This is a genomic window from Caballeronia choica (genome assembly GCF_001544535.1).
Taxonomy (GTDB): Bacteria; Pseudomonadota; Gammaproteobacteria; order Burkholderiales; family Burkholderiaceae; genus Caballeronia; species Caballeronia choica.
The window spans coordinates 1-20,696 of the sequence record NZ_FCON02000136.1; the positions used below are offsets into that span (position 1 = coordinate 1).

16 protein-coding genes are annotated in these 20,696 nt (G+C 63.9%); 9 read left to right on the forward strand and 7 right to left on the reverse strand.

Annotated elements, in window-relative coordinates; translation table 11 throughout:
* Positions 1-221 precede the first annotated feature (221 nt).
* The 3 genes from AWB68_RS34525 to AWB68_RS34535 form a co-directional block, all read right to left on the reverse strand.
* Complete coding sequence (locus AWB68_RS34525; protein WP_087648765.1) at positions 222-476, reverse strand: hypothetical protein; 255 nt, start codon at positions 474-476, stop codon at positions 222-224.
* Positions 477-570: 94 nt separating this feature from the next.
* Entirely contained in the window at positions 571-1,323 is a 753-nt protein-coding gene (locus tag AWB68_RS34530) for a 5'-methylthioadenosine/adenosylhomocysteine nucleosidase (protein WP_087648766.1), read from the reverse strand.
* Complete coding sequence (locus AWB68_RS34535; RefSeq protein ID WP_087648767.1) at positions 1,320-3,692, reverse strand: UvrD-helicase domain-containing protein; 2,373 nt, start codon at positions 3,690-3,692, stop codon at positions 1,320-1,322. Before AWB68_RS34535 ends, AWB68_RS34530 begins: the two co-directional genes overlap by 4 nt.
* A 162-nt stretch (positions 3,693-3,854) precedes the next feature.
* Here AWB68_RS34535 and AWB68_RS34540 point away from each other — a divergent pair, with 162 nt between their 5' ends.
* Entirely contained in the window at positions 3,855-6,722 is a 2,868-nt protein-coding gene (locus AWB68_RS34540) for a valine--tRNA ligase (RefSeq protein WP_087648768.1), read from the forward strand.
* Positions 6,723-6,786: 64 nt separating this feature from the next.
* A complete protein-coding gene (gene galU / locus AWB68_RS34545) occupies positions 6,787-7,668 on the forward strand; it encodes a UTP--glucose-1-phosphate uridylyltransferase GalU (RefSeq protein WP_087648769.1) in 882 nt (293 codons plus the stop codon).
* Positions 7,669-7,778: 110 nt separating this feature from the next.
* Here galU and AWB68_RS34550 read toward each other — a convergent pair whose 3' ends face one another.
* The 4 genes from AWB68_RS34550 to AWB68_RS34565 are packed head-to-tail and all read right to left on the reverse strand — an operon-like array spanning position 7,779 to position 10,965.
* Complete coding sequence (locus AWB68_RS34550; protein ID WP_062637362.1) at positions 7,779-8,006, reverse strand: sulfurtransferase TusA family protein; 228 nt, start codon at positions 8,004-8,006, stop codon at positions 7,779-7,781.
* A 55-nt stretch (positions 8,007-8,061) separates the two neighbouring features.
* Positions 8,062-9,093, reverse strand: a complete 1,032-nt coding sequence (locus AWB68_RS34555) for a Gfo/Idh/MocA family oxidoreductase (protein ID WP_087648770.1) — start codon at positions 9,091-9,093, stop codon at positions 8,062-8,064.
* Positions 9,090-10,094, reverse strand: a complete 1,005-nt coding sequence (iolG, locus tag AWB68_RS34560; RefSeq protein ID WP_087648771.1) for an inositol 2-dehydrogenase — start codon at positions 10,092-10,094, stop codon at positions 9,090-9,092. Before iolG ends, AWB68_RS34555 begins: the two co-directional genes overlap by 4 nt.
* Positions 10,084-10,965, reverse strand: coding sequence for a MurR/RpiR family transcriptional regulator (locus tag AWB68_RS34565; RefSeq protein ID WP_087648772.1), 882 nt, complete (start codon positions 10,963-10,965; stop codon positions 10,084-10,086). The genes iolG and AWB68_RS34565 overlap by 11 nt, the downstream gene beginning before the upstream one ends.
* A 192-nt stretch (positions 10,966-11,157) precedes the next feature.
* Between AWB68_RS34565 and AWB68_RS34570 the strand changes: the two genes are divergently transcribed.
* The 7 genes from AWB68_RS34570 to iolB all read left to right on the forward strand — a co-directional run bounded on the left by AWB68_RS34570 (position 11,158) and on the right by iolB (position 20,009).
* On the forward strand, positions 11,158-12,210 hold the full coding sequence (locus AWB68_RS34570; RefSeq protein ID WP_087648773.1) for a sugar ABC transporter substrate-binding protein: 1,053 nt from the start codon (positions 11,158-11,160) through the stop codon (positions 12,208-12,210).
* A gap of 147 nt (positions 12,211-12,357) precedes the next feature.
* Positions 12,358-13,521 (forward strand): ABC transporter permease, encoded by a 1,164-nt coding sequence (locus AWB68_RS34575; RefSeq protein ID WP_087648774.1) that lies wholly within the window; start codon positions 12,358-12,360, stop codon positions 13,519-13,521.
* 74 nt (positions 13,522-13,595) lie between these two features.
* Positions 13,596-14,384, forward strand: coding sequence for an ATP-binding cassette domain-containing protein (locus AWB68_RS34580; protein ID WP_087648775.1), 789 nt, complete (start codon positions 13,596-13,598; stop codon positions 14,382-14,384).
* Between the two features lie 10 nt (positions 14,385-14,394).
* Positions 14,395-16,380, forward strand: a complete 1,986-nt coding sequence (locus AWB68_RS34585; protein ID WP_087648776.1) for a bifunctional 5-dehydro-2-deoxygluconokinase/5-dehydro-2-deoxyphosphogluconate aldolase — start codon at positions 14,395-14,397, stop codon at positions 16,378-16,380.
* Positions 16,377-18,275 carry a 3D-(3,5/4)-trihydroxycyclohexane-1,2-dione acylhydrolase (decyclizing) gene (gene iolD, locus AWB68_RS34590; protein WP_087648777.1) on the forward strand — a complete coding sequence of 633 codons (1,899 nt, stop codon included), beginning with the start codon at positions 16,377-16,379 and terminating at the stop codon, positions 18,273-18,275. Before AWB68_RS34585 ends, iolD begins: the two co-directional genes overlap by 4 nt.
* Positions 18,276-18,300: 25 nt before the next feature.
* Positions 18,301-19,206, forward strand: a complete 906-nt coding sequence (gene iolE / locus AWB68_RS34595; RefSeq protein WP_087648778.1) for a myo-inosose-2 dehydratase — start codon at positions 18,301-18,303, stop codon at positions 19,204-19,206.
* On the forward strand, positions 19,203-20,009 hold the full coding sequence (gene iolB / locus AWB68_RS34600; RefSeq protein WP_087648779.1) for a 5-deoxy-glucuronate isomerase: 807 nt from the start codon (positions 19,203-19,205) through the stop codon (positions 20,007-20,009). Before iolE ends, iolB begins: the two co-directional genes overlap by 4 nt.
* Positions 20,010-20,696 lie beyond the last annotated feature (687 nt).

Consider the following 20,696-nt stretch of genomic DNA (forward strand, 5'->3'; position numbering starts at 1 on the left):
GTCGTCGGTGGTTTCGTCGGCGGCGTGCTCGCACACGATGACGAACGGCGTCTTCAACGCGAGCAGGCGCTGCATTTCAGCGCGCCACGCGAATGCGTAGCCCGGTTTGACGGCGCGCCGACGCAAGCGCACGAGCGGGAAACGGCTGGCATCGTGCATGGGTTGGTCGGGGGCCTTTCGATCTTGGGTCGTCGCGCATTCAGGACTGAGGTCGGAAGCAATCACAGCGGTTTTGGGCTCCAGTAATTCAATGCGGCGACGAGGTTTACCCACTGCGACCGGCGCGGCGAGACGCGTTTTTTCGACGATTTCGTCTTCGCGGCGCGTTTGTTTTCGGAAGGCGCGTGCAGCGCGTGCGTCTGCCACGCGCGACGCGTCGTTTCGAGCACCTTCGCCGCGTTCGCGGAGATCACCGGCGACGCGCGTTCGGGTTCGGGTTCGGTCAAAGCGGCGGAATGGGTTGGCGCGTTTGCCATGGTGGCCTCCTGTCGTCCGAACTATTGTATTGAGAATCATTCTCAACTACAAGCGGGTTTTTTGACGATCAGAAGGTCTGGAAGCCAGCGCGAACTAGATGCGGGAGCGCAGGAAGCGGGACAGAATGCCCGACGAATAGGTGGCGGCAATCGCCGTGAGAAATTCGGCGAACGATGCCGGAGCGGCAGCATCGGCGGTATCGGAAATCGTGCGCACGACCGCGCACGGCACGCCGTACTCGTAGCAGACCTGCGCAAGCGCGGCGCCTTCCATTTCGACGGCGAGCGCATCGGGCAGCGCGTCGCGCAGGGCGAGCACGGCTTCGTGACTCGCGATGAAGCGATCGCCGCTCACCACCAGCCCGCGATGCACGCGCGGACGAACCACTGCAAACTGACCCTGCAGCGCGTCGCCCTGCTCGGCGAGAAACGCTTCGCACGCGCTGACGAGCCCCGCGCTCAGCTCGGCGGACGCATCGAAACGCGATTTGTCGAGCAACGGCACTTCGAAGCGCGGAAACAGCGGCGACGCATCGAGGTCGTGCTGCAAGAGCGTATCCGCGACGACGATATCGCCCACCTGCACATCCGCGTGCACGCCACCCGCGACGCCGGTGAACACGATCGCATCCGTGTTGAACACATGGATGAGCGCGCTCGCCGTCGTCGCGGCCGCGACCTTGCCGATGCGCGCGAGCGTCACGACACAGCGCACGCCGTGCGCCTCGCCGACGTAGTACTCGCGCTGGCCCAGCGTCAGCGTCTCTACGTCACCGGCTGCCCGCATCCCGGCGATCAGATCGCCGAGTTCCTGCGGCAGCGCCGCCATGATTCCAAGCATCGTCATTCGACCGGCTGCAGCTTCGCCACGGCCAGCGCGAGCCACTTCTCACCGTGACGCTTGAAGCGCACTTGCGCGCGCGCATCGCCGCCCGAGCCTTCGAGCGCCGTCACCATGCCCTCGCCGAACTTCGTGTGAAACACAGCCTGGCCGACCTTGAAGCCGGTATCGGCCGCGCGCTGCGTGTTGGCGAACGCCGGCACGGGCGCGCCGGCATCCGGATTCACGTAATCCGACGACGACGACGAACGCTCGCGGCCCGGCCGCGCGAACCAGTCGCGGCCCCAGCCGGCGTTATCCGGTCGGCCGCCCCAGCGCGCGCCCGCCTCGACCTTCGGCGTGAGCCACTTGAGCGAGCCTTCGGGCAACTCGTCGAAGAAGCGCGAGCGGATGTTGTAACGTGTCTGCCCATGCAGCATCCGGCTCTGCGCAAACGACAGATACAGCCGCTCCTTCGCCCGCGTGATCGCGACATACGCCAGCCGCCGCTCTTCCTCCAGCCCGTCGGTTTCCTGCGCGCTGTTCTCGTGCGGGAACAAGCCCTCTTCCAGCCCGGTGATGAACACCGCCGTGAATTCCAGCCCCTTCGCCGCGTGGACCGTCATCAACTGCACGGCGTCCTGGCCGGCCTGCGCCTGGTTGTCGCCGGCTTCGAGCGATGCGTGCGACAGGAAACCCGCGAGCGGCGTCATCGTGTCGGGGTTTTGCGCGGGATCGGCGAGATCTGCGGCATCGAGCACGTCGACGCCCGGATCGTCGGTGGCGAGCGCGATTTCCGGCGCCGCCGTCGCGCCCGGGCGCAGCGGGATCGAACGCGCGGGCGTGTCGAGTCCGTAGCCTTCTTCACTGACGAACGCCGCCGCCGCGTTGACCACTTCCTGCAAGTTCTCCAGCCGGTCCTGGCCTTCGCGCTCGGTTTCGTAATGCGCGGCGAGCCCGCTCGCGCGAATCACGTGCTCGACCGTCTCGGGCAGGCTCATCTGCTGCGTCTCAGCGCGCATCTTCGCGATCAGCGTCGCGAAACTGCCGAGGCTCGAACCGGCCTTGCCCGTCACGTAAGGCACGGCGACGGCCATCGAACAGTTGTAGAGACGCGCGGCGTCGGCGAGTTGCTCGATCGAGCGCGCACCGATGCCGCGCGTCGGAAAGTTCACGACGCGGGCGAACGCGGTGTCGTCGTTCGGGTTGTCGATCAGACGCAGATACGCGAGCGCGTGCTTCACTTCCTGCCGCTCGAAGAACCGCAAGCCGCCGTACACGCGATACGGAATGCCCCCGTTCACGAGCGTGTGCTCGATCGTGCGCGACTGCGCGTTGCTCCGGTACAGCACCGCGATCTCGCCACGCGCGAGGCCGGTGTTGATCAGCGCCTTGATCTCCTCGACGATCCAGCCCGCCTCCTGCGAATCGGTCGCCGCTTCGTAGACGCGCACCGGCTCGCCGTGACCGGCATCGGTGCGCAGGTTCTTGCCGAGCCGTCGCGAATTGTTCGCGATCAGCAGGTTCGCCGTGTCGAGAATATGCCCGTGCGAGCGGTAGTTCTGCTCCAGCTTGATCAGGTTCCGCACCCTGAATTCGCGCTCGAAGTCGTGCATGTTGCCAACATTCGCGCCGCGAAACGCGTAGATCGACTGGTCGTCGTCGCCGACGGCGAAAATCGCGTTGTGCTCGCCCGCGAGTAGCTTGAGCCAGGCGTATTGCAGCTTGTTGGTGTCCTGGAACTCGTCGACGAGGATGTTCCTGAAGCGCGCCTGATAATGCGCGCGCAGCGGCGGATTGTGCGCGAGCAGCTCATAGCAGCGCAGCAGCAGCTCCGGAAAATCGACCACGCCTTCTCGCTGGCATTGCTGGTCGTAGGCTTCGTACAGCTCGACGAACTTGCGGTTGAACGCATCGGTTGCATCGACGCTTTTCGGACGCAAGCCCTGCTCTTTCGCGTTGTTGATGAAGTACTGGAGGTTCTTCGCCGGATACTTCTCGTCGTCGATGTTCAGGCCCTTCATCAGGCGCTTGATCGCGGAAAGCTGGTCGGCGGTGTCGAGGATCTGGAAGGTCTGCGGCAGGCCGGCGTCGCGAAAATGCGCGCGCAGCATGCGGTTGCACAGGCCGTGGAAGGTGCCGATCCACATGCCGCGCGTGTCGATCGGCAAGAGCGCCTGAAGCCGCGCCATCATCTCGCGCGCGGCCTTGTTCGTGAAGGTGACGGCGAGGATGGTCGGCGGCGACGCGTAGCCCTGCTGGATCAGCCACGCGATGCGCGTGATCAGGACGCGCGTCTTGCCGCTGCCGGCGCCCGCGAGGATCAGCGCCGGCTCGTTCGGCAGCGTGACGGCAGCGAGTTGTTCGGGATTCAGATTGGCAAGCAAATCGGGCATGGGGAGAGTCTTCCGGTGGGTCGAACATTATAAGACCGCGCCGATGGCGACGTCGGCGCCACGCCCGACCCAGGCCCGGCCAATTCGTCCGGCGCCCGTTGTAAAACCTTATAATTCGCTGTTCACCCGCATTTTTTCACGCATTTTTCGGCAGATTCCACAATGAGCGACAGCACGCTTGCGAAGAGCTTCGAGCCCCAGAACATCGAGTCCCAGTGGGGCCCGGAATGGGAAAAACGCGGTTATGCCGCGCCGGCCTTCACGCCAGGCGCGAAGAATTTTTCGATCCAACTGCCGCCGCCCAACGTCACCGGCACGCTGCACATGGGCCACGCGTTCAACCAGACCATCATGGACGGGCTGACGCGCTATCACCGCATGCTCGGCGAAAACACGCTATGGCTGCCGGGCACGGACCACGCGGGCATCGCGACGCAGATCGTCGTCGAACGTCAGCTCGATGCGCAGGGCGTCTCGCGTCATGATCTCGGCCGCGAGGCGTTCCTCGAGCGCGTGTGGGCGTGGAAGCAGGAATCCGGCTCGACCATCACCAGCCAGGTGCGGCGCCTCGGGGCCTCGATCGACTGGTCGCGCGAATACTTCACGATGGACGACAAAATGTCGGCCGCCGTGCAGGACGTGTTCGTCACGCTCTACAAGCAGGGCCTGATCTATCGCGGCAAGCGGCTCGTGAACTGGGACCCGGTGCTCGGCACGGCGGTGTCCGATCTCGAAGTGGTCAGCGAGGAGGAAAACGGCCACCTCTGGCATATCAACTATCCGCTGCCGGACGGCTCGGGCCATCTGACCGTCGCGACGACGCGCCCCGAAACCATGCTCGGCGACGTCGCCGTGATGGTGCATCCGGAGGACGAGCGCTACGCGCACCTGATCGGCAAGACGGTGACGCTGCCGCTGAGCAATCGCGAGATCCCGATCATCGCCGACGATTACGTCGACCGCGAATTCGGCACGGGCGTGGTGAAGGTGACGCCCGCGCACGACTTCAACGACTATCAGGTCGGCCAGCGCCACCAGTTGCCGCAGATCGAAATCCTCACGCTCGACGCGAAGATCAACGACAACGCGCCCGAAAAGTATCGCGGGATGGATCGCTTCGAGGCGCGCAAGCTCGTGGTCGCGGACCTGGAGGCGCTCGGCCTGCTCGATTCCGTCAAGCCGCACAAGCTGATGGTGCCGCGCGGCGACCGCACGGGCGTCGCGATCGAGCCGATGCTCACCGACCAATGGTTCGTCGCGATGAGCAAGCCGGCGCCGGAAGGCACGTTCAATCCGGGCAAGTCGATCGCGGAAACGGCGCTCGACGTCGTGCGCAGCGGCGAGATCAGGTTCGTGCCGGAGAACTGGACGACCACCTACTACCAGTGGCTCGAAAACATCCAGGACTGGTGCATCTCGCGCCAGTTGTGGTGGGGCCACCAGATTCCGGCGTGGTACGGCGAGAACGGCGAAATCTTCGTCGCGAAGACCGAAGACGAAGCGCGCGCCGAAGCGCAGCAACAAGGCTACACAGGCTCGCTCAAGCGTGACGACGACGTGCTCGACACGTGGTTCTCGTCGGCGCTCGTGCCCTTCTCGTCGCTCGGCTGGCCGAACGAGACGAAGGAATTGCAGGCGTTCCTGCCGTCCTCGGTGCTCGTGACGGGCTTCGACATCATCTTCTTCTGGGTCGCCCGGATGGTGATGATGACCACGCACTTCATGGGCAAGGTGCCCTTCGACACCGTCTACGTACACGGCCTCGTGCGCGATGCGGAAGGCCAGAAGATGTCGAAGAGCAAGGGCAACACGCTCGATCCGATCGATATCGTCGATGGCATCGGGCTCGACGAACTCGTCGCCAAGCGCACGACCGGCCTCATGAATCCGAAGCAGGCCGCGCAGATCGAAAAGAAGACGCGCCGCGAATTCCCCGAAGGCATCCCGTCGTTCGGCACGGATGCGCTGCGCTTCACGATGGCGTCGATGGCAACGCTCGGTCGCAACGTGAATTTTGATCTGGCACGCTGCGAGGGTTACCGAAACTTCTGCAACAAGCTCTGGAACGCGACGCGCTTCGTGCTGATGAACACCGAAGGCCACGACTGCGGCTTCGGCAAACCCGGCGCATGCGCGCCGGGCGATTGCGGCCCCGGTGGCTACACGCATTATTCGCAGGCCGATTTCTGGATCGTGTCGCTCTTGCAGCGCGTGGAAGCCGAAGTTGAAAAGGGCTTCGCGGACTATCGCTTCGACAACGTGGCGAGCGCGATCTACAAGTTCGTGTGGGACGAGTACTGCGACTGGTATCTGGAACTCGCCAAGGTGCAGATCCAGAACGGCACGCCGGAACAGCAGCGCGCAACGCGCCGCACGCTGTTGCGCGTGCTGGAAACCGTGCTGCGCCTCGCTCATCCGGTGATCCCGTTCATTACCGAAGCCCTGTGGCAGAAAGTTGCGCCGCTGACCGACGCTTATCCGAAGGAAGCGAAGGAAGGCGAAGCATCGATCATGGTGCAGCGCTATCCGCAGGCGCAGCCGGAAAAGATCGATGAAGCCGCGGAACAGTGGGCGGCCGAACTGAAGGCCGTGATCGATGCGTGTCGTAATTTGCGGGGCGAGATGAACCTGTCGCCGGCGGTGAAGGTGCCTTTGCTCGCCACCGGCAACGAAGCGCGTCTCACGGAGTTCGCGCCTTATGTGCAGGCACTCGCGCGCTTGTCGGACGTGCAGATCATCGCCGACGAAGCCGCGCTCGACGCCCAGGCGCACGGCGCGCCGGTCGCGATCGTCGGCGCCAACAAGCTGGTCCTGAAAGTCGAAATCGACGTTGCAGCGGAACGCGAGCGTCTGTCGAAGGAAGTCGACCGCCTGACGAACGAGGTTTCGAAATGTAACGCCAAGCTCGGAAATGAGAGCTTTGTTTCAAAAGCGCCGGCCGCTGTCGTTGAACAGGAGCGCAAAAGGCTGGCAGAATACGAAACGACTATCGAGAAGCTTCAGGCGCAATTATTGCGTCTGCCTGCTTGATCGGGCACAGAGTCACGACATTTGCTCGACGTTTCACCACGATTAAGAGGATCAGGGTCACTCCATGCTAAAAGTTACTAAAGCGGTTTTTCCCGTTGCAGGTCTCGGCACCCGGTTCCTCCCCGCGACCAAGGCCAGCCCGAAGGAAATGCTGCCGGTGGTCGACAAGCCGTTGATCCAGTACGCGGTCGAAGAAGCCATGGCGGCAGGCATCACCGAAATGATCTTCGTCACGGGCCGCAGCAAGCGCGCCATCGAGGATCACTTCGACAAGTCCTATGAGATCGAGGCCGAACTCGAAGCGCGCGGCAAGGACAAGCTCCTTGAACTCGTGCGCAGCATCAAGCCGAGCCATGTCGATTGCTTCTATGTGCGCCAGGCCGAGGCACTCGGCCTGGGCCATGCGGTGCTGTGCGCCGAGAAGCTGGTCGGCGACAACCCGTTCGCCGTGATCCTCGCGGACGATTTGCTGTACGGCAAGCCGCCCGTGATGACGCAGATGATCGAGGTGTTCGACCACTATCACAGTTCGGTGATCGGCGTCGAAGAAATCCCGGCGCAGGACTCGAAGTCCTACGGCGTGATCGACGGCAAGGAGTGGGAAGACAACATCTTCAAGCTCGCGGGCATCGTCGAGAAGCCGGAACCGGAAGTGGCGCCGTCGAATCTGGGCGTGGTCGGGCGCTATGTGCTCAAGCCGCGCATCTTCGACCATATCCGTGCCATCAAGCCCGGCGCGGGCGGCGAACTGCAACTCACCGACGCGATCCAGTCGCTCCTCGCCGACGAACAAGTGCTCGCGTACAAGTACCACGGCACGCGCTTTGACTGCGGCAGCAAGCTCGGCTACCTGAAGGCGACGGTGGAATTCGCGCTGCGCCATCCGGAAGTCGCCGCGGATTTCGAGGAATACCTGAAGACGCGCAAGCCGGTGCTCGAAGGCTGATGGCTTCGGATCGACCGCAGCGCATGACGTCGCGGTCGAAAAAAATGCCCACGATCCGCATCGTGGGCATTTTTCATTTGCAGCGTCAAACGTCAAACGTCCAAAAAGCGTCAGCGGCGGCGCATCAGAAAAACAAACGTCTTGTCCTGCGCCGTCGATTCGACGATCTCATTGCCGGTCTGTTTGGCGAACGCGGCGAAATCGCGTTGCGAACCCGGATCGGTTGCCAGCACTTTCAGGATCTGGCCGCTTTCCATGTCCGCGAGTGCCTTCTTTGCACGCAAGATGGGCAGCGGACAGTTGAGCCCGCGCGCATCGACTTCCTTGTGAACCTGCATCGGAACTTGCATCGGGTAAGCCTTCGGTTTGCCTGGATATTCTGAGACCTGAATTCTACCGCAGCGCCTGAAGCTCCACCGGTTGCCCGCTTTCGAACGCCTGGCGCAGCGCAATGCCGATCCGCGTCGCCTCGCGGGCGTCCGCGAGCGTGAGGCCGGTCGGCGCCCCGCCCCGCAGCGCCTCGACGAATGCACGCGCTTCGTGCAGGAACGCCTCCTCGAAACGTTCGAAGAAGGTCGGCACGCAGTCGTTGCGCACCCCGCCGGCATCGGCGATCTCCACGCGGTTCAGGCGCGGATTGTGCCCCACCGACAGCATCCCGCTCGTGCCGATCACTTCCGTCTGCGTGTCGTGACCGTGGGCCATCGTCCGCGACGCGTAGAACACCGCGAGCCGCCCGTCCTCGAATTCGCAGATGCCGACGCCGTTATCGATGTCGCCGCATTCGCGCAGTCCTTCGTGAATCGCGATCGTGCCGCTCGCGAATACGCGCTTCGGCCGGGGATTGCCGAGAAGCCAACGCGCAAGGTCGATGTCGTGGACGCTGCAATCGAGGAAAAGGCCGCCCGAGGTGGGCGCGAACCGCACGAAAAAACCATCGGGATCGTTCTTGTCGCAGGTTTGCGAGCGCACCATGAACGGCCTGCCGATCGCGCCCTTCCCGACCTTTTCGAAGGCGTCGCGATAACTCGGATCGAAGCGCCGCACGAATCCGATCATCACCTGCAATTCCGGGTGACGCGCGCTTTCCTCGATCACGCGATCGCATTCGTCGAGATCGAGCGACAGCGGTTTTTCGCAGAACACGTGCTTGCCGGCGCGCAACGCGGTGATGATCTGCGCCGGATGCAATGAGGTTGGCGTGACGAGCCAGACGGCGTCGATCGACTTGTCGGCGAGCAATGTCTCGTAGTCGTCGTGAAGCGCGAGTTCGGGCAGGTTCGCGCGCGCCCACTCGCGCTCTTCCGCAACCGGGCTGCACGCCGCCACCAGCGCGGCGCCCGGCACGCGCCACGCGAGGTTTTCCGCATGCCGGCGCCCGAGCCGCCCCAAGCCGACGATTCCAACCCGCACCGGCGCGCTCATGCGGCGTTCTCCCCAAGTTTCACGATCCGCCCTTCGCGCCACGAGAGCGTTGCCGCTTCGGCGAGTTCGAGCGCCTTCAGGCCATCGGCCACCGTCGTGCGCACCGGCTTGCCTTCGGTCACGGCAGCGAAGAAATGCGCGATTTCGAGCGCATACGCCGCGCGATAGCGCTCCAGGAAGAACGCCTCGGGCACATCGCTCGATACGGCCGTCTTCGAGTAGGCGGTGACTTCGGTCGGCCGCACATTGCCCGCCTGCAGCATGCCCGCGCTGCCGAGCAGTTCGAAGCGCTGGTCGTAGCCATACGCCGCGCGCCGCGCCGTGTTGATCTGGCACAGCCGCCCGCGCTTCGTGCGGATCGTGACGGCGGTCGAATCGATATCGCCCGCTTCCGCGATCGCCGGGTCGGACAGGCAACTGCCGGTGGCGTGCAGCGTGTCGGCTTCGTCGTCCAGCATCCAGCGGAAGATGTCGAAGTCGTGGATCAGCATGTCCTTGAAGATGCCGCCCGAGTGCTTGATGTATTCGACGGGCGGCGCGCCCGGATCGCGGCTCGTCACGACGAGCATCTCCGGTTCGCCGATCTCGCCCGCGTCGACGCGCGCTTTCACCGCCGCGAAGGTCGGGTCGAAACGCCGCTGAAAGCCGATCATGCACACGACGCCCGCCTTCGCGACGGCATCGGCGCAGGCGCGGGCGCGCGCGAGCGTCAGGTCGACGGGCTTTTCGCAGAACACGTGCTTCTTCTGCGCGGCCGATTGCAGGATCAGGTCAGCGTGCGTATCGGTACTCGAACACACGACTGTCGCACCGATCGATGCATCGCCCATCGCGCCATCGACGTCCGCAACCTGCGCGCCGTGCTGCGCGGCGAGCGCGGCCGCGGCCTCGCGGTTCACGTCGACGACGTACTTCAGCCGCACGCCCGGCTGCCGCGCGAGATTGGCCGCATGAATCTTGCCGATTCGCCCGGCACCAAAAACCGCCACATCAATCGTCATAGCCACCTGTCTCCTTGGATTCCTCGACATTCAATTCCAGCCGGTACGCAAGCGCGATGAAGAGCGCCTGGCACAGGCAAATGGTGCTCGTGAGCGAGCGGAACGCGAACGCGCTCCCCTCCTTCACGAACAAATGCGCGCTCGCGTGACGCGCGAGCGGCGAAAGCTGGCTGTCGGTGATCACGAGCGTCTTCGCGCCGTGATGCTGCGCGGCGCGCACGCAGTACTGCGTCTCCTTGCCGTACGGCGCGAAGCTGATCGCGACGACGACGTCGCCCTTTCTCACGCTGCGAATCTGCTCGCGATACATGCCACCGAAGCCCGACACGAGGTGCACGCGCTTCTTCGTATGCTGCAACGCATAGACGATGTAGCTCGCCACCGCGAACGAGCGCCGCACGCCGATCACGTAGATGTTCTCCGCTTGCTGGAGCATCTTCACGGCGGCTTCGAAGTGCTCGTCGTCGAGGCCTGCTTCGAGTTCGTCGAGGCCCGTGCGGCTCGCCGCGATGAACTCGCGCGCCACCGACACGCCCGACACCTTGCCCGCCTTTTCGTCGATCAGCTTCCTGATGCGCTGCTGATAGCTCTGCGGCGAGCCGCTCTGCCCGGCGTAAGCCTGCTTGAACACCGCCTGAAGATCCGAGAACCCGGAGAACCCGAAACGCTGCGCAAAGCGCACGACCGCCGACGGATGCACGCTGCACGCGCTCGCGATATCGCTCGTCCGATCCATCATCACGTTCGACCGATGCTGCTCGATATACGTCGCGACGCTCTTCAACTGCCGCGGCAGCGTGTCGTAAGCCTCGGTGATCCGCTGCATCAGTTCGTCGACGTTCTGCACGTCCGTGCTGGTTTCTTCCTGCATGGGAGGCTCTTCTTCGCGCGCTTCGATGGTGCTGATTATAGGGAGCGGATTTACAAATTGGAATGATTTTTCCATTTACTCGACGCATAAAATTTCTGTTGCAGAGCGCCGGAACTTGTCCTAATCTTGGTCCTGAGCAGCGGCATCGAGATGGCGCTTGCTTACAACAACAACCTGGATAGGTGGAGACAAATGAGACTTTTCAACGGCCGGACCGCGCTCACCGCGCTGGTAGCTGCCGCCGCGTTGTGCGGCACCGCAGCAATGACGTCGACTGCGGCGCTTGCCGCGCCCGATGCCAAGTTCGTCCTGATCAGCCATGCACCGGATTCCGACTCCTGGTGGAACACCATCAAGAACGCGATCAAGCAGGCAGACGAGGATTTCAACGTCCAGACGGACTATCGCAATCCGCCGAATGGCGACATCGCCGACATGTCGCGGCTGATCGAACAGGCTGCGGCGCGCAACTATGACGGCGTGATCACCACCATCGCCGACTTCGACGTGCTCAAGAGCTCGCTCGGCAAGGTCACGGCGAAGAAGATTCCGCTCGTCACGATCAACTCCGGCACCGAGGAACAGAGCGCGCAACTCGGCGCGATCATGCATATCGGCCAGCCGGAATACGTGGCGGGCAAGGCGGCGGGCGAGAAGGCGAAAGCCGCGGGCGTGAAATCGTTCCTGTGCGTGAACCACATCGCGACGAACACGGTCTCGTTCGACCGCTGCCGCGGTTTCGCGGATGCGCTCGGCGTCGACTACAAGGCCGCGACGCTCGATTCCGGCCAGGACCCGACCGAAATCCAGTCGAAAGTGGGCGCGTATCTGCGCAACCATCCGAACACGGACGCCATCCTGACGCTCGGACCGACGCCCGCCTCGGCGACGCTCAAGACCGTCACGCAGATGGGCCTGCAAAACAAGATCTACTTCGTGACCTTCGACTTCTCCGACGACATCGCGAAGGGGATCAAGGACGGCACCATCAAGTTCGCGATCGACCAGCAGCCGTACCTGCAGGGCTATATCCCGGTCGCGGTGCTGGCGATCGTGAAGAAGGACCACACCACCGATCCGGTGAAGATCCGCCAGATCCTGGAAGCCAATCCGAAGTTCAAGGCACGCCTCGAAACTTACGGATTGCAGCCGTCGTACGGGCCGAAGAACATCCGTTCGGGCCCGGGTTTCATCACTAAGGAAAATCTCGACAAGGTCGTGAAGTACGCGGGTCAATATCGTTAAGACGCACCGCTGACCTTCTTCGGGCGGCGGCCGAGCCCCGCCGCCCGCTCTCATCTCTTCTGCCATCACAGCGCACCTGCGTCGATTCACGGCGCGGACGGCGCTCGCGCATCGAACATGCGTCAAACCGTGCATCAAGGAGCAATCATGGGCGTAGCCGGCAAGCACTATCCTCAACACGCAAAGCCACAGGAGACCGCCGACGCGGAAGAAAAAGCCAGGCCATCCGATGAGCGCGTCCGGCGTCAATCATGGTTCGGCCACTTGCTGAACCGGCCGGAGTTCGCCGCGATCTCCGGCACGGTGCTCGTGTTCGTCGTGTTCGGGATTGGCGCCGGTTCGTCGGGCATGTTCAACCTCGACGGCGTGATGAACTGGTCGCAGGTCGCGGCCTATCTCGGGCTGCTCGCGGTGGGCGCGTGTCTGTTGATGATCGCCGGCGAGTTCGACTTGTCGATCGGTTCCATGATCGGCTTCGCGGGCATGATGGTCGCGCTGCCGTCGGTGTATTTCCACTGGCCGATCTGGCTTGCGATCCTGTTCGCGTTCGCGGCATCGATGCTGCTCGGCGCGCTGAACGGCTATCTCGTGATGAAGACGCGCCTGCCGTCGTTCATCGTCACGCTCGCGTTCCTCTTCATCCTGCGCGGGCTCACGCTCGCGCTCTCGATCATGTTCGCCGATCGCACGATCATCTCCGGGGTCGGCGATCTCGCGCAGAACGACTGGATCACGAACACGCTGTTTCATGGCGTAGCGTTCCACGGACTCTTCACGTGGCTCGGACATGTGGGCATCGGCAAGCTGCTCGACAGCGGCGAGCCACTCGTGCCGGGCATTCCGAAAGTGATCCTCTGGTGGTTCGCGCTCGCCGCGGTCAGCGCGTTCATCCTCGCTAAGACGCGTTACGGCAACTGGATTCTCGCGGTCGGCGGCGATGCGAATGCCGCGAAGAATGTCGGCGTGCCGGTCAAGCGCGTGAAGATTTCGCTCTTTGTACTGACCGCGTTCTGCTCGTGCCTGTTCGCCGTGCTGCAGGTGTGCGACATCGGTTCGGCGGCGGCGGATCGCGGCCTGCAGAAGGAATTCGAGGCGATCATCGCGGCGGTCATCGGCGGAACGCTGTTGACGGGCGGCTATGGCTCGGTGATCGGCGCATGCTTCGGCGCGTTGATCTTCGGCGTCGTGCAGATCGGCATCACCTATACCAACGTGAGCTCCGACTGGTTCCGCGTGTTCCTCGGCGTGATGCTGCTGATCGCCGTGCTGTTCAATCACTACGTGCGCCGTCGCGTGTCACAGGCTCAATGAGCGACGCGCAAACAAGTTGCATGGGACCAGAGTAAGGCGCTAAAGCGCCAACTCTGGTCGACAGGAGAACATTCATGAACGAAGACATCATCCTCGCGCTCGAAAACGTCAGCAAGTTTTTCGGCAAGGTCATCGCATTGAACGGCGTCACGCTCAGGCTCCGGCGCGGCGAAGTGCACTGCCTGCTCGGCGATAACGGCGCGGGCAAATCCACCCTCATCAAGACGCTGGCGGGCGTGCATACGCCCTCTTCCGGCGAATACCTGGTCGATGGCAAGCCGGTGCATTTCGAGTCGCCGAAGGAAGCGCTCGACCTCGGCATCGCGACCGTCTACCAGGACCTGGCGCTCGTGCCGCTCCTTTCGGTGGCGCGCAATTTCTTCATGGGGCGCGAGCCGCAGAAAAAGCGCTTCGGCCTCTTCAACGTGATGGACCTCGACCTCGCCGCCGAAACCTCGCGCGGCAAGCTCGCCGAGATGGGCATCAACGTGCGCGATCCGCATCAGCCGATCGGCACGATGTCGGGCGGCGAGAAGCAATGTCTCGCGATCGCGCGGGCCATTCACTTCGGCGCGCGCGTGCTGATCCTCGACGAGCCGACCGCCGCGCTCGGCGTCAAGCAGAGCTTCAACGTGCTGCGCCTGATTCATACGGCGCGGGCCAAAGGCATCTCAGTGATCTTCATTACGCACAACGTGCACCACGCATATCCGATCGGTGACTCGTTCACGCTGCTCAATCGCGGCAAGTCGATGGGCACCTACACCAAGGACACGATCACCAAGAACGAAGTGCTCGACATGATGGCAGGCGGCGCCGAAATGCAGAAGATGATCGGCGAGCTTGAAGGCGCGACGATCTGAGGACGAGAACATGCCAGTGAAACCTGAAACTCGCTTTGCCCCCGGCCGCACGCGCGACATCGTGTGCCTCGGCCGCCTCGCGGTCGACCTCTACGCGCAGCAGATCGGCGCGCGGCTCGAAGACGTGTCGAGCTTCGCCAAGTATCTCGGCGGATCGTCGGCGAACATCGCGTTCGGCTGCGCGCGGCTCGGGCTCAAGTCGTCGATGCTCGCACGTGTCGGCAACGATCACATGGGCCGCTTTCTCACCGAGACGCTCGAACGCGAAGGCTGCGATGTCAGCCACGTGCGCGTCGATCGCGAACGGCTCACCGCGCTCGTGCTGCTCGGCCTGGAGGACCGCGATACGTTCCCGCTCGTGTTCTATCGCGAGAATTGCGCGGACATGGCCGTCGACGAAGCCGACTTCGATGAAGCGTATATCGCGTCGTCGAAAGCGCTATTGATCACGGGGACGCACTTCTCGACCGAGCAGGTCAACCGCACGAGCCGGCGGGCGCTCGACTACGCGCGGCGCAACCAGGTGCGCACGGTGCTCGACATCGATTACCGGCCGGTGCTCTGGGGTCTGACGGCCAAGGCCGACGGCGAGACGCGCTTCATCGCGGACGAAAGCGTAACGGCGCACTTGCAACGCATCCTGCCGCTGATCGACCTCGTGATCGGCACGGAAGAGGAGTTCCGCATCGCGGGCGGCAAGGACCAGTTGATCGATGCGCTCGCGATGGTGCGCGCGGTGACGAGCGCGACGCTCGTGGTCAAGCGCGGCCCGCTCGGCTGCTCGATCATCGAAGGCGCGGTGCCCGCTTCCATCGACGATGCGCCGATTCACGGCGGCGTCGAAGTGGAAGTGCTGAACGTGCTCGGCGCGGGCGATGCGTTCGCGTCCGGCTTTCTCTCGGGGTGGCTGCGCGACGAACCGCTCGAAGCCTGCGCGCGCACGGCAAACGCGAGCGGCGCGCTGGTCGTCTCGCGGCATGGTTGCGCACCCGCGATGCCGACGCCCGCCGAACTCGACTACTTCCTCGCCGAAGCGAAGAAAGACCCCGCCCGCATGCGGCGCCCCGATCGCGACGCGACGCTCGCGCGCCTGCATCGCGTGAGCCCGAACCGCAAGCAATGGGACGAAGTGCTCGGCTTCGCATTCGATCATCGCAACCAGTTCTTCGATCTCGCCCAGCAAACCGGCGCCGATGAAACACGTATCGCGACGCTCAAGGGCCTCTTCGTCGAAGCGGTCGCGCAGACGGAACAGCAGCTTGGCCTTGCCGGCCGCATCGGCGTTCTGATCGACGACCGTTACGGTCAGGACGCGTTGAATGCCGCGACTGGACGCGGCTGGTGGATCGGCCGTCCGGTCGAGTTGCCGGGATCGATGCCGCTCGTCTTCGATCACGGCCGCTCGATTGGCTCGACGCTGATCGAATGGCCGCGCGAGCATGTCGCGAAGTGCCTCGTCCAATATCATCCCGATCATCCGCACGAACTGCGGCTCGAACAGGAAGCGCAGATTCGCGCGCTCTACGACGCGGTGCAGACGAGCGGCCATGAATTGCTGCTCGAAGTGATCGTGCCGAAGAACGGTCCGGCAGTCGCGGACGATACGGTATATCGTGCATTGAAGCGGCTCTACAACCTCGGCATCTATCCGGAATGGTGGAAGCTCGAACCGATGAGCGCGAAGCAATGGCACGCGATCGATGCGCTGATCGCCGAGCGCGATCCCGCTTGCCGGGGTGTCGTGCTGCTGGGCTTGTCGGCGGCGGTCGACCAGCTTTGCGACGGCTTCAAGGCGGCGGCGGCATCGAGCACTTGCCGGGGCTTCACGGTCGGGCGCACGATCTTTCACGAGCCGAGCCATGCGTGGCTCGCCGGCCAGATCGACGACAAGGAATTGATCGCGCGCGTGCGCCGCACGTTCGAAACGCTGATCGACGCATGGCGCACGGCGCGCGCCGAAACCGGCGTGCACGCGAAACAGGAGCAGGCAGCATGAACCAGCGCGCAATGCAGACCGAAGCCAGACAGGCCACGGCCGGAACGATCCGCCTCACGACCGCGCAGGCGCTCGTTCGCTATCTCGCGGCGCTTCGCACCGTCTCCGGCGAACCGCTTTTCGGCGGCGTCTTCGCGATCTTCGGACACGGCAACGTCGCGGGGATCGGCGAGGCGCTCTACCAGCATCGCGAGGAATTGCCGACCTGGCGCGCCCACAACGAGCAGGCGATGGCGCACAGCGCCATCGCGTATGCGAAGGCGAATTTCCGCCGGCGCCTGATGGCCGTCACCACCTCGATCGGGCCGGGCGCGACGAACCTCGTCACCGCCGCGGCGCTTGCGCATGTGAACCGGTTGCCCGTGCTGCTGCTGCCCGGCGACATCTTCGTTTCGCGTGCGCCCGATCCGGTGCTGCAGCAAGTCGAGGACTTGCAGGACGGCGGGCTCTCGGCCAACGATGCACTCAAGCCCGTATCGCGCTACTTCGATCGCATCGTGCATCCCGCGCAATTGCTGAGCGCGCTGCCGCGTGCGATCCGCGTGCTGACCGACGCGGCGCTGTGCGGGCCGGTCACGCTCGCGTTGCCGCAAGACGTGCAGGCGATGGCCTACGATTACCCCGCTGCTTTCTTTGAACCGCGCGCCGTGTCGTTTCACGCGCCCGCGCCGGTCGCACAGGAAATCGAGCAGGCGGCCGCCGCCTTGCGCGAGTCGCATGAGCCGTTGATCGTGTCGGGCGGCGGCGTGCTCTACGGCGACGCCACCGATGCGCTGCGCACGTTCGCCGAACGGCATGGCATCCCGGTCGCGGAGACGCAGGCGGGCAAGAGCGCGCTCGCCTGGGATCATCCGTTGAACACGGGCGGGATCGGCGTGACGGGATCGTCGTCGGCGAACGAACTCGCGAATGCCGCCGATTGCGTGCTCGCGGTCGGCACACGCCTGCAGGACTTCACGACGGGTTCGAACACGCTTTTCGCACAGGCACGTCTCATCGGCATCAATGCGAACGCGTTCGATGCGCTCAAGCAAGACGGCATCGCCGTGGAATCCGATGCGCGCCTCGCGCTCGATGCGTTGAGCGCGGCACTCGGCGACTGGCGCGCCGCGCCGCAATGGACCACGCGCGCTCATCATCTCGCCGACGACTGGCGCACGACCGTTGCGAGCGTCACCGGCACGCCCCATGAAGGCCTCCTGCCCCGCGAAGCCGATGTGATCGGCGCCGTGCAGCGTTCGGATCCACAGTCGGCGGCGAACGACATCGTCGTGTGCGCGGCGGGCACCTTGCCCGCCGACCTGCAGAAGCTCTGGCGCACGAGCACGCCGGGCGGCTATCACGTCGAATATGGCTACTCGTGCATGGGCTATGAGATCGCGGGCGGCCTTGGCGTGAAGCTCGCGAAGCCGGATCGCGAGGTGATCGTGATCGTCGGCGACGGCAGCTACCTGATGATGAACAGCGAGCTTGCCACGTCGGTGATGCTCGGCGCGAAGCTGATCGTCGTGCTGCTCGACAATCGCGGCTATGGGTGCATCAACCGCCTGCAGCAAGCGTGCGGCGGCGCGCCGTTCAACAACCTCATCGACGATTGCAGGCAAGGCCCGCAAGGCGCACCCGCGATCGACTTCGCGATGCACGCGCGCGCGCTCGGCGCCACGGCCGAGCACGTCGCGAACATCGGCGAACTCGAAGCCGCGATGCAGCGCGCCCGCGCCGCCGATCGAAGCTATCTGATCAGCATCGACACCGATCCCGCGCGGCCCACGGAAGAAGGCGGCTGGTGGTGGGAAGTCGCGGTGCCCGAAGTATCGGAACGCGAAGCGGTGCGCAACGCGCGCGCGGGTTATGAACGCGCGCTCACCGCCCGCTCGACCAGCACAAGCCAATAAGGAACAGGGAACAAGGAAACCTTCCATGACGACTTTCGACGTACGCATCGGCATCAACCCGCTCTCGTGGATGAACGACGACCTGCCCTCGCTCGGTGGCGAAACGCCGCTCGATGTCGCGCTGACGGAAGGTCGGCGCATCGGCTATGAAGGCTTCGAGTTGGGCAACAAGTTTCCCCGCGAGCCAGAGGCGCTGAAGACGCTGCTCGCGCAATACGATCTCGCGCTGGTATCGGGCTGGTACTCGGGGCGGCTCGCCGAGCGCAGCGCCGAGGACGAGATCGCCGCCGTCGGGCCGCATCTCGACCTGCTCGCGAAAAACGGCGCGACGGTCATGGTGTATGGCGAAGTGGCGAATTCGATCCAGGGTTCGCCGCAGCCGCTCTATCAGCGTCCGCGCTTTTTCTCCGACGAGAAGTGGAGCGAATACGCCGAACGCCTCGACAAGTTCGCCGCGTACACGTTGAGCCACGGCGTGCGCGTCGCGTACCATCATCACATGGGCGCGTATGTCGAGACGCCGGCCGATGTCGAGCGCCTGATGAGTCTCACGAGCGCCGATGTCGGCCTGCTGTTCGATGCGGGCCACATCACGTTCGCGGGCGGCGACCCGCTGACGTTTCTCGACCGGCATATCGACCGCGTGTGCCACGTCCATTGCAAGGACGTGCGGTCCGAGATCATCAAAATGGCACGCAACCGCAACTGGAGCTTCCTCGATGCGGTGATCAACGGCGCATTCACCGTGCCGGGCGACGGCACGGTCGACTTCCCGTCGATCATCGCGCGCCTCAAGCGCCACGGCTATCGTGGCTGGCTCGTCGTGGAAGCGGAACAGGACCCCATCATCGCGCCGAGCTACGCGTATGCCGAAAAGGGCTATCGCACGCTGCGCTCGCTGGTGGACGACAACCTCAAGGAGGCAGCATGAGTCTGCTAGTCAAGGCTTCGCGCGAAGGCCAGACCATCGCGCGCGTGACGCCGGATTCGGCCGGCTGGAAGCATGTCGGATTCGCCGCTTATCGGCTCGATGGCGGCGACGTGGTGCACGTCTATGAAGCGGAGCGCGAAGTGTGCATCGTCGTGCTGACGGGCACGGTCACGATCGAAGCGGGCGATCAGCGCTGGGAGTCGATCGGCAAGCGCGACAGCGTCTTCGAGGACACCGCGCCGTATGCGCTCTATTTGCCGCCGAAGCTCGCGGCGATCGTGCGCGCGGATCGCGAGAGCGAGATCGGCGTCGCGAGTGCGCCGGCGACCGGCAAGTATCCGCCGCGGCTCATCGAGCCTTCGCAGATGACGCGCTCGACGCGCGGCAAAGGCGCGAACACGCGCTACGTCTGCGACATTCTTCCGCAGACCGAGCCGGCGGAAGGCTTGCTCGTCGTCGAGGTGAAGACGCCGGGGGGACATGCGTCGAGCTATCCGCCGCACAAGCACGACAAGGACAACGTGCCCGTGGAAAGCTCGCTGGAGGAAACGTACTATCACCGGCTGAGTCCGCCGCAGGGGTTCGCGTTCCAGCGCGTGTATACGGATGAGCGCGATCTCGACGAGACGATGGCCGTCGAGGACCACGATGTCGTGATGGTGCCGCGCGGCTATCATCCGGTCGTCGTGCCTTATGGCTATGACAATTACTATCTCAACGTGATGGCCGGCAACAAGCGCACGTGGCACTTCAAGAACGATCCGAAGCATGAGTGGATCGTGGAGCGGGATAGCAAGGGGTAGGTGATCGCTGGCGCTTTGGGGGGTTGGGGGTTGGAGGTTGGTGGGTGGGGAACACCGTTTGATGCGCCCAGGCTTCCATGGAACTTGTTTTCTTAGTGGTCTATTTGCTCTGCCCCTGTCCGGGGCGGGACTCACTTTCTTTGCTGCTGCAAAGAAAGTAAGCAAAGAAAGCAGCTTCCCACCGCCAATCCTTGCCAGTCGCCACTAGACCGCTCCCTCGGAGTGGTCCAACCGGGGGAGTGTCGTCAGCGGGGTTTTTGCGTTGTTGGCATGTAGAAGAGGCGCGCGCGTCGCACCGCTATACAGAGTGGATCAGCAGTCATTCATCCGGCCTCGCGCTACGCGCTCACCCGTCAGGTAAAGCTAAAACCCATCGTTACCTCGCTACGTTTGTGCTTGCTGACGCTTCAATTCACCACCGTTAACAGACCTGTCGTCGGGCACGAAGTGCCGGGACGGATGAATGACTGCTGTTCCACTCCGTGTAGCGGTGCGACGTGCGCGCCTTTTCTACATGCCAACAACGGGGAAACCCCGCTAACGACACTCCCCCGGTTGGACCACTCCGACATAACGGGCTGGCGGCGCATGGCAAGCATTGGCGGTGGGAAGCGGCGAATTCAACCGGTCGACGCAACACCCAACGTTTCCGCCAGCTTTTCAGCTGGGTTCATAAATTGCAATGTC